11 protein-coding genes are annotated in these 11,177 nt (G+C 58.6%); 4 read left to right on the plus strand and 7 right to left on the minus strand.

The annotated features are described in order from the left end of the window. Positions 1–312 precede the first annotated feature (312 nt). Complete coding sequence (gene dinB, locus D6877_RS28515) at positions 313–1,374, plus strand: DNA polymerase IV (protein WP_130912852.1); 1,062 nt, start codon at positions 313–315, stop codon at positions 1,372–1,374. A gap of 99 nt (positions 1,375–1,473) precedes the next feature. Here dinB and D6877_RS28520 read toward each other — a convergent pair whose 3' ends face one another. From D6877_RS28520 to D6877_RS28535, 4 genes are all read right to left on the minus strand, one after another. Beyond that, positions 1,474–2,427, minus strand: a complete 954-nt coding sequence (locus D6877_RS28520; RefSeq protein WP_073475925.1) for a hypothetical protein — start codon at positions 2,425–2,427, stop codon at positions 1,474–1,476. 17 nt (positions 2,428–2,444) lie between these two features. Next, the gene (locus tag D6877_RS28525) at positions 2,445–4,160 is read right to left on the minus strand and encodes a proline--tRNA ligase (protein ID WP_024011894.1); all 1,716 of its coding nucleotides are present in this window, start codon (positions 4,158–4,160) and stop codon (positions 2,445–2,447) included. A 129-nt stretch (positions 4,161–4,289) separates the two neighbouring features. Continuing rightward, a complete protein-coding gene (locus D6877_RS28530; protein ID WP_024011895.1) occupies positions 4,290–5,849 on the minus strand; it encodes an AmpG family muropeptide MFS transporter in 1,560 nt (519 codons plus the stop codon). Between the two features lie 43 nt (positions 5,850–5,892). Beyond that, the gene (locus D6877_RS28535; protein WP_071174585.1) at positions 5,893–6,246 is read right to left on the minus strand and encodes an MGMT family protein; all 354 of its coding nucleotides are present in this window, start codon (positions 6,244–6,246) and stop codon (positions 5,893–5,895) included. Positions 6,247–6,411: 165 nt separating this feature from the next. Between D6877_RS28535 and D6877_RS28540 the strand changes: the two genes are divergently transcribed. Beyond that, positions 6,412–7,419: a DUF481 domain-containing protein gene (locus D6877_RS28540; protein WP_130912853.1), complete on the plus strand. Its 1,008-nt coding sequence runs from the start codon at positions 6,412–6,414 to the stop codon at positions 7,417–7,419. Between the two features lie 50 nt (positions 7,420–7,469). Here D6877_RS28540 and D6877_RS28545 read toward each other — a convergent pair whose 3' ends face one another. Together D6877_RS28545 and D6877_RS28550 are read right to left on the minus strand one after the other, a co-directional pair. Continuing rightward, positions 7,470–8,924, minus strand: a complete 1,455-nt coding sequence (locus D6877_RS28545; RefSeq protein ID WP_241662960.1) for a toxin-antitoxin system YwqK family antitoxin — start codon at positions 8,922–8,924, stop codon at positions 7,470–7,472. A 131-nt stretch (positions 8,925–9,055) separates the two neighbouring features. Beyond that, entirely contained in the window at positions 9,056–9,265 is a 210-nt protein-coding gene (locus D6877_RS28550) for a cold-shock protein (protein WP_002554837.1), read from the minus strand. 355 nt (positions 9,266–9,620) lie between these two features. On the opposite strand from D6877_RS28550, the gene dcd reads away from it, so the two are divergent. After that, positions 9,621–10,187 (plus strand): dCTP deaminase, encoded by a 567-nt coding sequence (gene dcd, locus D6877_RS28555; RefSeq protein ID WP_007940589.1) that lies wholly within the window; start codon positions 9,621–9,623, stop codon positions 10,185–10,187. A gap of 107 nt (positions 10,188–10,294) precedes the next feature. Next, complete coding sequence (locus tag D6877_RS28560; protein WP_016771389.1) at positions 10,295–10,504, plus strand: hypothetical protein; 210 nt, start codon at positions 10,295–10,297, stop codon at positions 10,502–10,504. A 44-nt stretch (positions 10,505–10,548) separates the two neighbouring features. Here the strand turns inward: D6877_RS28560 and pdeM are convergent. After that, positions 10,549–11,177 (minus strand): ligase-associated DNA damage response endonuclease PdeM (pdeM, locus tag D6877_RS28565; protein WP_130912858.1); only part of this gene is annotated, 629 nt, incomplete at its 5' end.

Consider the following 11,177-nt stretch of genomic DNA (forward strand, 5'->3'; position numbering starts at 1 on the left):
GCCCGACGAGCTACCAGACTGCTCCATCCCGCGTCTGTGTGGCGGCATTCTACAGAGGTTCGCGAGTGTGTCAACCGTCAATCGGGATAAATCTGTTGAGGTTCAAGCGCTTAGCGTCTTTTTGCGGCGGTTGGCCGGCGCGCAGGGCAGGTGGCGCAAGGCTTTCAGCTCTATTGTCCGTTGATCTGTGATTGAAAAAACAAATTCATCGGAAATCTCCTACGGTCGGAAAAGAACATTCAACCACTGGTGCTATATACAGGTGCCAATGAGATACTGCGGCTCCGGCTTGCTACGTTGTCTTTTTCCGACATGACCCAGCGAAAAATCATCCACATCGACTGTGACTGTTTCTACGCCGCCATCGAGATGCGCGATGATCCGCGTCTGGCCGGCAAGCCTTTGGCGGTGGGTGGTTCGGCGGATCGGCGCGGGGTGATTGCCACCTGCAACTATGAAGCGCGCGCCTATGGTGTGCGCTCGGCCATGGCCTCCGGGCATGCATTGAAGCTGTGCCCGGACCTGACCATCGTCAAGCCGCGCATGGAGGCTTATCGCGAAGCGTCGAAGGAGATTCATACGATCTTTGCCGACTACACCGATCTCATCGAGCCGCTTTCGCTGGACGAGGCCTACCTCGATGTGTCGGACAGCGCGCATTTCGGCGGCAGCGCCACGCGCATCGCCCAGGACATTCGCCGCCGGGTCTCCAACCAGTTGCACATCACCGTCTCAGCTGGCGTTGCGCCGAACAAGTTTCTGGCGAAGATCGCCAGCGACTGGAAAAAACCCAACGGTTTGTTCGTGATCACCCCGGATCAGGTCGAGGAGTTCGTCAGTGGTCTGCCGGTGAGCAAGCTGCACGGCGTCGGCAAGGTCACCGCCGACAAGCTCGGCAAGCTCGGCATCGTCGACTGCCAGCACCTGCGCGAGTGGGGCAGGCTGGCGCTGGTGCGCGAATTCGGCAGTTTCGGCGAGCGCTTGTGGAATCTCGCCCGTGGGATCGATGACCGTTTGGTGCACAACGACAGCCGGCGTCAGTCGATCAGTGTGGAAAACACCTACGACGTTGATCTGCCGGACTTGCGCAGTTGCCTCGACAAACTGCCCGAGCTGCTCGAGACCCTGAAAACCCGCATGGCGCGGATCGACAGCAGTTATCGACCGGGCAAGCCGTTCGTCAAAGTCAAATTTCATGATTTCACCCAGACCACGCTGGAACAGGCCGGGGCAGGGCGCGACCTGGGCAGCTATCAGTTGATGCTGACCCAGGCGTTCAACCGCGGTGGCAAACCGGTGCGGTTGTTGGGGGTGGGGGTGAGGCTGGAGGATTTGCGCGGAGGGTTTGAGCAGATGGAGTTGTTTGAGCGGTAAATTTGCGGCGCCTGGCAGGGCCTCTTCGCGAGCAGGCTCGCTCCCACAGTTCGAATGCATTCCTCTGGGGAGCGAGCCTGCTCGCGAAGCTTTTAAGCTTTAATTCGGTCCCGGATCAGCCACTAAGCGCCCGGCATCCTTGGCCAGGGACTTGAGAAACTCAGTCTGCAACTCAGGATCATTGCGGGTCAGTTCGATCAGGCTTTGTTCCAATTCGCTGGCTTCTTCTTCCAGGCCCAGCTCCGACAGGCGTTTGACCCGGTGTACCCACTGGCTCACCTCATCATCTTCCAGGTCGTCATAAATCAGCCCGTGCGCCTCGATCAACTTGCCGCGCAGGTGGCCGCTGAGCATCAGGGTCGAGTCGGTATGCACGTCGTCCTTGGCGTCTTCGACACTGATCTGCAAGCGGCCAACATGGTTGAGATCATGTTCGGCGAACGGACTGTCGAGCAGGTTCAAGCGCAGCACGCCGTTGCGATCAGTGGTCATGTCGAATGTCTGCTTGCCGGCCTTGACCTGCACCGGTCGTTCGCTCCACGGCAGGCTCGAATACTCCGTGCGCTTGTCGCGCTGGACTTCGTCGATGCCCGCGAGGTTCTGCTGCGCGCGACCGTTGGACTGCACGTTCATGAACGGGTTGAGCCCGGCGAAACCGTAGCTCAGCCAATCCTTGGTGACGCTATCCGGCAGGTTACCGAGAGCGAACACGTTGACCACGTTGGCACCGACACCACCGACCACGGCCACCGCCCCCAGCGGAATCTCGTAGACTTCGCGCCAGGGTTGGTAAGGCGTGTAGCGGTCATAACGACGGGTGACCTCGAACTCGGTGACCTCGAAAGTCTTCTGCTCGTTGATCTTCACGCGTCGCTGCGGCAGCTCGAGCACCTTGGGCTCGCCGACATCGATCTGCAGGCTGTGATCGAGCAACTTTCGCTCGACCCGCTCTTCGTGCTCGCTGCGTTGCGACATGTGATTGGCGCAGCCGCTGACCAGCAGGGCGCCGCACAGGGCGGCGCCACCGAGGCCTAAGGTGTTTCGCTTGAACATGACGTCTCTATCTGGTTTCAGCGGCGGATACGGGCCTGAAGGAAGGACACAACATCGGCCACCGGCAGTGCTTGCGCCTCTGCTTCGGAACGACTCTTGTATTCCAGGTTGCCTTCGGCGAGGCCGCGGTCGCTGACCACGATCCGGTGGGGAATGCCGATCAGCTCCATGTCCGCAAACTTGATGCCCGGGCTGGTTTTCTTGTCGCGATCGTCCAGCAGCACTTCGAAGCCGGCCGCCGTCAGTTCGGCATAGAGCTTGTCAGTGGCTTCGCGCACCTGCTCGGTTTCATAGCGCAGCGGTACCAGCGCGATCTGGAATGGCGCCAGGGTGTCGCTCCAGATAATGCCGTTGGCGTCGTTGTTCTGCTCGATGGCAGCAGCCACCACGCGCGATACGCCGATGCCGTAGCAACCCATTTCCAGGGTCACCGGCTTGCCGTTTTCGCCCAGCACTTCGCACTTCATCGCCTTGCTGTACTTGTTGCCCAGCTGGAAGATGTGGCCGACTTCGATGCCGCGCTTGATTTCCAGCGTGCCTTTGCCGTCCGGGCTTGGGTCGCCAGCGACGACGTTGCGCAGGTCGGCAACGGTCGGAACCGGCAGATCGCGCTCCCAGTTCACGCCGAAGTAGTGCTTGTCGTCGATGTTCGCGCCAATGCCGAAGTCGCTCATCATCGCGACCGAGCGGTCGATGATGATCGGCAGTGGCAGGTTCAGCGGGCCGAGCGAACCAGCGCCGGCGCCGATCGCGTCACGCAGTTCGGCATCGGAGGCCATCACCAGCGGGCTGGCCACGCCAGGCTGGTTGGCAGCCTTGATTTCGTTCAGTTCGTGGTCGCCACGAATCACCAGCGCGATCAGCTTGCCTTCTTCTTCGGCGTGGACGATCAGGGTCTTGATGGTCTTTTCAATCGGCAGATTGAATTTTTCCACCAGCGCCGCGATGGTCTTGGTGTCAGGCGTATCGACCAAGCGCAGTTCTTCGGTTGGCGCAGGGCGCGAGGTTTCCCGAGGCACCGCTTCGGCTTTTTCGATGTTCGCCGCGTAGTCGGAACCGTTGCTGAAGACGATATCGTCTTCGCCGGACTCGGCTAGCACGTGGAATTCGTGGGAGCCGGCGCCGCCGATCGAGCCGTTGTCGGCTTCTACCGGACGGAATTTCAGACCCAGACGCGTGAAGATGTTGCAGTAGGCTTCATGCATGCGGTCATAAGTGATCTGCAGCGACGCCTGATCAGCGTGGAAGGAGTAGGCGTCCTTCATGATGAATTCGCGGCCGCGCATCAAACCGAAGCGTGGGCGGATTTCATCGCGGAATTTGGTCTGGATCTGGTACAGGTTGATTGGCAGCTGTTTGTAGCTGCTCAACTCGTTGCGCATCAGATCGGTGATCACTTCTTCGTGGGTCGGGCCCGCGCAGAAATCACGACCGTGGCGGTCTTTGATGCGCAGCAGCTCAGGGCCGTATTCTTCCCAGCGCCCCGATTCCTGCCACAGCTCGGCCGGTTGGGTGCTCGGCATCAACACTTCTAGAGAACCGGCAGCGTTCATTTCTTCGCGAACGATGGCTTCGACCTTGCGCATGACTCGCAGGCCCATCGGCAGCCAGGTATACAGGCCCGAGGCAAGCTTGCGGATCATGCCGGCGCGCAGCATCAGCTGGTGGCTGATCACGACCGCGTCGGAAGGCGTTTCTTTCTGTGTGGCGAGCAAAAATTGACTGGTGCGCATGGTTGGCCGTTGTCGGTTGCTATGACTGGAAATGACGGAGCAGTGTACCGGCGAGTTTTGCTGACGTACAGAAGTGTGGCCGGCGGAAGGCGCCAGCGGCGGGATTCCTCCCGCCATTGGCGAAGCGTCCTACGATTCTTCGGTGACGGGCGTCGGTGCAGGCTCGGGCGTCGGTGTTTGTCCTTCGCGGCGGCGCTCCTGGAACCAGTGCAGCGCGATCAGTAGCAGCGTCGGCACGCCGAGCAGGGCGGTAATGAGGAAGAAGCTGTGATAGCCGAACTTCTCGACCAGCACGCCGGAATAGCCGCCCATCAGGCGCGGCAGCAGCAACATGATCGAGCTGAGCAGGGCATATTGCGTAGCGGAAAACTTCAGGTTGGTCAGGCTCGACAGGTAGGCAACGAACGCCGACGTCGCCAGGCCCGAGCTGAAGTTGTCGAGGGAAATGGTCACCACCAGCATCTGCAGGTTCGGGCCCATGTCCGCGAGCATGACGAACAGCAGGTTGGTCGCTGCCGAAGAAACACCACCGATAAACAGGATCGGCAGAATGCCGAAACGCACGATCAACAGGCCACCCATGCCGGCGCCGACGAGGGTCATGATCAGGCCGAAAATCTTGCTGACACTGGCGATCTGATCCTTGGTGAAACCCTGATCGATGTAGAACACGTTGGCCATCACGCCCATTACCGTGTCGGACATCCGGTAAGTGGCGATCAGGCCCAGCAGCAACAGCGCCTGCCAGCGATAACGCAGGATGAAGTCATTGATCGGCGTCAGTACCGGCGCCAGTCCGCGCCGGCCCATGGCCGACAGGCACATCCCCGTCAGCAATATGTAGAGGATGGCGCGCAGAAAGGCGCGATCTTCGAGGAGCAGGTCGAGCGGGCTCATGTCGCCAAACAGCACGCCGGCAAAATCCGTGTTGTACAGCTGGGTGAACATCGCCGGCACGGAAACCAGCAAAACGATCAGCACGAACACCGACATCAATTGATGCATGAACGTGTAGCGCCCGGCCTGCAACTGCGTGCGCAGCGGCACCGGTGGTTCGCGCATGAACAGCGTAGTCAGCAGTGCGGGCACCATCAATGCGCCAAACAGTACATAGGTGCCGGTCCACGCCGCGTGCTTATAGTTGAAGCCGGTTGAGCCGAAACCTTCGGCGAAGAACAGCGCGCCGGCGGTGGCGAGCAGGGCAGCAACACGATAACCGGACATGTAGCTGGCGGCGAGGGCGGCCTGGCGGCTGTCATCGGCGATTTCCAGGCGATAGGCGTCGACCGCGATATCCTGCGTGGCCGAGGCGAAGGCGACGACGACGGCAATGGCGATCAGCCAGGACAAATGTTTTTGCGGATCACAGAAGCCCATGCCGATCAGCCCGAGAATCACCAGTGCCTGGGAGAGCACCAGCCAGGAACGGCGGCGGCCGAGCTTGCCCAGCAAGGGCAGGCGCCATTGGTCAAGCAGGGGCGACCAGACCCATTTGAACGCATACGCCAGGCCGATCAGGCTGGCATAGCCAATGGTTTCACGGGCCACGCCTGCTTCACGCAGCCATACGGAGAGCGTCGAGAACACCAGCATGTACGGCAGGCCGGCGGCAAAACCGAGCAACAACAGCACGAGCGTCGAAGGACTGGCATAGGCGGCGAGCGCGGCGCGCCAGGTTTTACGGGGCATGGGCTGAAGTCTGCCTCAAAATTGCGAAAACAAAGCGCGCACTCTAACCGCTGTGCTCTACCGGACGCCAGCCATGGCGCCGAATATCCACACGATTGTTCTGGACGGTGATGCCTTCCATACGCAATCGCGCACGTTGTTCATCACCGGAGGGGCTGCCGACCGGCAGACTGATGCGCCCGCCGGCGCCGAGTACGCGGTGCCAGGGCAGCCTGGTGTCGCCAGGCAACTGGCTCAAAGTCCGTCCGACCCAGCGCGCGGCGCGGCCCAGCCCGGCAAGTTCGGCCAACTGGCCATAACTGACGACTTTGCCTTCAGGCACTTGCGCGAGCGTCGAGTAGAGTGCCGTGCGTCGGATTTGCGCATCATTTTCGACGCTGTCGAGCGGGTCTTTCACGTACGCGGCTCCTGAGCATTGGCGTGATGATGGCGACAAGGGTAATCGCTCGTGGCGCAATTGAGAAATGAACTCAATTGAAATAGTCCGGTCAGTCCTTGTCATGGGCAAAATCCTCCGGATAATGCCGATCTTTTTCGCCAACTCTGAGCCCCCGATCTGCTTATGTTCCCCAGAACCTTGTTGTGCCTTGCTGTTTTCAGCGCGTCCACGCCCCTGCTTGCCGACACCGTCTGGTTGAAAAACGGCGACAAGCTGAGCGGCACTATCACGGTATTCGACGGCGGCAAGCTGTTGATCCAGACCAAATACGCCGGTGCGGTGGCGATTGACTGGAAAGAGGTCAAGACCCTCGATAGCGATCAGCACCTGTTGGTGAAGCAGGATGCCTATGCCGGTGAAGTGTCGAAGTCGCTGACGGCGGCTGACGATGGCAAGGTCACCCTGGCCAATGGCGAGGCGCCGAAGACGGTCGAGCTGGCGAGCATTCAGCAGATTCTCAAGCCCAAGCCGATCGTCACCGACCTGGTGTGGAAGGGCAATGTTGATCTGGCGCTGGACTATCAGCGCGCCGAAAAGGACACCGACGACTACGACGTCGGCTTCAAGACATCGGCGCGGCACGGTCGCTGGCGGCATACCGCCGAGGGGGAATACAACCGCGAAGTCCAGGATGCGGAAACCACCACCAACAACTGGCGCGCCGAATATTCCCTCGACCGTTTCCTCACCGATCAGTGGTTCTGGCAGGGGCGCATCAACTACAAGCGTGATCACATCGAAGAGCTGGCGCGGCAGCGCGTCGTCGGTACCGGTCCGGGCTACCAGTTCTGGGACGACGAACTTGGCGCGTTCTCGCTGGGCTCGTTGCTCAACCGCACCGATTACGAATATCGCGATGGCAGCAAGGACAACTTCTATTCCGTCGCGATGAAGTGGGACTACAACCGCTACCTGATCGGCAAGAAGGTCGAGTTCTTCACCAATGGCGAAGTCGGCAAGCCGCTGTCGGGCGTTGCCGATTATGCGCTGGATGCCGAGCTGGGCCTGCGCTACAAGGTCACCGACTGGGCCTCGCTCAACCTAAAGGCCGAGCGCGACATCATCAGCGGCACCAACGATGCGGATCTGAACAAGACCCGTTATACCGCAGGGTTTGGCGTGGCCTGGTAAGCACCTGCGCTAGAATGGAGAAAGCCCCGTGATTGCGGGGCTTTTCATTGTCAGCTTTCTGCTTTGGTCTTGCTGACGGGAATCGAAACACATTCTCCCTGCCTGACGCCCATCTGGTATTGGCATTGGTAGCTCAGGCTGCCGTCTTTCCTGAAGAAGCGCATCGGTCCATGCTCGGCACCATCGATATAATCGGTAAATGAAGCCATCTCACCGTTTTCGTGCCATGTCGTGGATGATCCGTGAAGGTTGCCGTCTTTGTATTTTCGATGTTCTTTAAGCTGGCCGGTCGCGTACCACTGTTTGAAGTCGCCCTGTTGGCGATGTTTTTCATCCCACTGCCACTGCAAGGTTTGCCTGCCTTGCTCATTCCATTGCTCATAGCTTCGTTGCACACCGTCCCTGTAAAACTGTTTCTCTTTGACTGTCCCGTCGATGAAGTAAGTGGTTAGCCAGCCATCTGGCTTGCCGTCGACATTGGTGCGGGAGGTCTCAACGGCTCCAGTATCAAAATAATGATTATTTGGCCCTTGGGATTTGCCGTTGATGAAAATGGTTTCGTACCTGATCTGTCCATTCGAGTGGTATCCAAGGGCAGGGCCGTGGAGAACGTCATTTCGATAACTGCTGCGCCCGATCAGCGTCCCGTCCTCGTCATATTCCAAATACTCGCCATCTACATGCTTGCCCAGATGCCAATTGTAGGACTCAGCGATTTTGCCATTTTCGTGATAGATAAATTGCCAACCCTCGAGATGGTTGTTGAGGTAGTTTTCACGCTTGATGACGACCCCTTGTTCGGAATATGTCAGCGCCTCGCCCTGACGCAGGCCGTTAGCATCATTCTGGTAGGTCCGGCGGGGTTTTCCGTTTCGATAGTAAGCTTTGTATGTCAGAACGGGTTTCGCTGAAGCGAAGTCTTCTCTGTCGACGTAATGCTCGCTGCGTAGACTTCGCGTGTCCCGGTAAAAAATTTGTGCTTGCCACGCCTGTTTTTCTTCGTCATAGGACATTGGCATTTTCAGGTAGTACAACGCCAGGCCTTCGCCGATCGGCTTGAGGTGCTCGTCCAGATAAAGCTTGTCGTCTGCCAGAGGGTTCGTCAGGTCTGCGCACTCCTCAGGAGTGCAGGGGCGTACCTTTTCGAAGAAAGCGCGTTTTCGCTCGCAAGCGGAGAGCGTCAGAATCAGGGGGATTTTTTGGTCGATCAAGTCTTGGACTTCGCCGAGCGCTCGTCGAAATGATTCGTTCGGAATGCCCAATGATTCTGGCGTCAAATAGACCTCGTTGCTCCCGCAGGCGTGAGGAGTCGAGAGCGTCAGGAGCGCTGCGCCTCTGAGTTGCATCGAAGAGTGGCCATTGACTTCTGGTCCTTTCGCCAGATATGTCGCACGAGGGTTCATGCCGAGAATCACCGTCGGATGATCAGATTTGGTCTCTGCATTCAGAGGGGGGGCGAACGCCAACAGCAACGCGTTGAATGTGTTCCAAGAGATGAATTGCATCCTGCTTTTTCCATGTGATTCCAGGGCGCGGATCATATAGAGCGGAGGCAAAAAGAGGGGCAAACAAAATATACAGACACAAAAAAAGCCCCGCTTTTAAGGGCGGGGCTCTTTTCTAAAGAAGCTACAAGTTAGATAACTTGTACTTCTTCAGCTTGCATGCCTTTCTGACCGCGGGTAGCGATGAAAGAAACCTGTTGGCCTTCTTTCAGGCTTTTGAAGCCGTCGGATTGGATAGCTTTGAAGTGAACGAACAGGTCGTCACCGGATTGTGGAGTGATGAAGCCGAAGCCTTTTTCATCGTTGAACCACTTAACGGTACCGGTTTGGCGATTAGACATGGTGTAACTCCTTGAACAAAGATAACTGCGACTCAGGAAGAACCCTGGCCGAGACTGAGTGCAAAGAGCAGGAAAAATTCTTGTAGATGGTTGGATCGAAATTCAACATATCGTGTAGAGATTCTCAGTGACACAAGCAACACAGTGACGCCACCTTAACCCTTTTTCCGGAACGTGCCAATGTTTCTTGCAAAGGATTCTGTGTTTTAGGGATCGGCGGTGCGACGGTTCGTCGCCACATCGCGTAAATACGGGGTGTTCGCCGAGAATTGCGTTGCGCACTTTGAACGCGGCGACGCGCCCGGTAAGATGCCGGACAGAATTTTTCCACCTCGCTATTCAGGACAAACCCGCCATGAGCATCAAATCGGACAAGTGGATTCGCCGCATGGCGCAGGAACACGGCATGATCGAACCGTTCGTCGAGCGCCAGATGCGCGGCAGCGACGACAGCCGGGTGATTTCCTACGGCGTGTCGAGCTACGGCTACGACGTGCGTTGCACCAACCACTTCAAGGTGTTCACCAACATCAACTCGGCCATTGTCGACCCGAAGAACTTCGACGCCGGCAGCTTCGTCGACATCCACAGCGACGTCTGCATCATTCCGCCGAACTCCTTCGCCCTGGCCAGCACCGTCGAGTACTTTCGCATTCCGCGCAACGTGCTGACCATCTGCCTGGGTAAAAGCACCTACGCGCGCTGCGGCATCATCGTCAACGTCACTCCGCTCGAGCCTGAGTGGGAAGGTCACGTGACCCTGGAATTTTCCAACACCACCAATCTGCCCGCGAAAATCTACGCCAACGAAGGTGTGGCGCAGATGCTCTTCCTCGAATCCGATGAAGAATGTGAAGTTTCCTACAAGGATCGTGGCGGCAAATATCAGGGCCAGCGTGGCGTAACCTTGCCGCGTACCTGATCGACCATCCGACGGATGTCGGGAATTCTTTGGCGGGCAGACACTCTATGGGGTGTACTGCCCGTTTTTGTTACACACAAATTCGGGCCTTCACTGAGGAGTGCCCTATGAAGATCGACCCGCGAATCAGCGCTGAACTGGCAAGGCTTGAGCCCAATCAGATAGGCGTTCTGGCCTGGTCGTTACTGGCGAATCCGTCTTTGAGCCTGTCCGGCGGCGTGCCCGGCCAGCCCGATCCCGATACTCCCAACGAACAACCGACCGAACCAGGCGAACCGACGCTGCCGGACGAGCCGCCTCCGGCGCCTGTTGCCTGACCGACCGTCATGAATATGGCCCGTCAGCCTGATCGATTTGCGATCTAGCTGACGGGCCATATTTCGTTGTCGCCGATCACGAAGACCTTGCAACTGTCGTCGCGCTCGACCTGATAGCCGCCGGTAAACGCACCGAATGCCGGCATCAGGCTGATGCGCTCACCCAATCTGAAGCAGGCCAGGCGCAAGCTCTGCCGACCTTTGCCGTGCAATCGATAAACCGGGTGCACGTGGCCGGCGAGCACGTGCCGTTCCGGATGCGCATCGGGCTCGTGTTGTAAGGCGAACGGGCCGAGCAGCAATGGTTCGGGCACCACGCGGATATTCAACGATGCCGGTGGGTCGCCCGCGCGTTTGTCGTGGTTGCCGCGAATCAGCGTCATCGGCAGGTCAGCGTGCCGCGCTCGCCACTCTGCCAGCGCATTCAGTGTGGTCGGGACATGGGAACCAGGCCCATGCAGAAAATCCCCGAGGAAGATCAACTGGCGACACGGCAACCGCGCCAGCAACGCGTCGATTACCTCGATGTTGCTCGCCGTTGTGCCATGGGGCACCGGCTGGCCGAGGCTGCGATAGGCCGCCGCCTTACCGAAATGCACGTCGGCGATCAGCAGCGCCTCCTGCGCTGGCCAGTACAGCGCTTTCTCCGGCAGCAGCCACAACTCCTCACCGG

It is taken from the genome of Pseudomonas sp. Sample_9 (assembly GCF_004307535.1).
Taxonomy (GTDB): domain Bacteria; phylum Pseudomonadota; class Gammaproteobacteria; order Pseudomonadales; family Pseudomonadaceae; genus Aquipseudomonas; species Aquipseudomonas mercuritolerans.

What these genes read in the sequence shown, in the direction of transcription:
- dinB (WP_130912852.1), top strand. Translation starts at nt 313, where the DNA reads ATGACCCAGCGAAAAATCATCCACATCGACTGTGACTGTTTCTACGCC.
- D6877_RS28520 (WP_073475925.1), bottom strand. Translation starts at nt 2,427, where the DNA reads ATGTTCAAGCGAAACACCTTAGGCCTCGGTGGCGCCGCCCTGTGCGGC.
- D6877_RS28525 (WP_024011894.1), bottom strand. Translation starts at nt 4,160, where the DNA reads ATGCGCACCAGTCAATTTTTGCTCGCCACACAGAAAGAAACGCCTTCC.
- D6877_RS28530 (WP_024011895.1), bottom strand. Translation starts at nt 5,849, where the DNA reads ATGCCCCGTAAAACCTGGCGCGCCGCGCTCGCCGCCTATGCCAGTCCT.
- D6877_RS28540 (WP_130912853.1), top strand. Translation starts at nt 6,412, where the DNA reads ATGTTCCCCAGAACCTTGTTGTGCCTTGCTGTTTTCAGCGCGTCCACG.
- D6877_RS28545 (WP_241662960.1), bottom strand. Translation starts at nt 8,924, where the DNA reads ATGCAATTCATCTCTTGGAACACATTCAACGCGTTGCTGTTGGCGTTC.
- D6877_RS28550 (WP_002554837.1), bottom strand. Translation starts at nt 9,265, where the DNA reads ATGTCTAATCGCCAAACCGGTACCGTTAAGTGGTTCAACGATGAAAAA.
- dcd (WP_007940589.1), top strand. Translation starts at nt 9,621, where the DNA reads ATGAGCATCAAATCGGACAAGTGGATTCGCCGCATGGCGCAGGAACAC.
- D6877_RS28560 (WP_016771389.1), top strand. Translation starts at nt 10,295, where the DNA reads ATGAAGATCGACCCGCGAATCAGCGCTGAACTGGCAAGGCTTGAGCCC.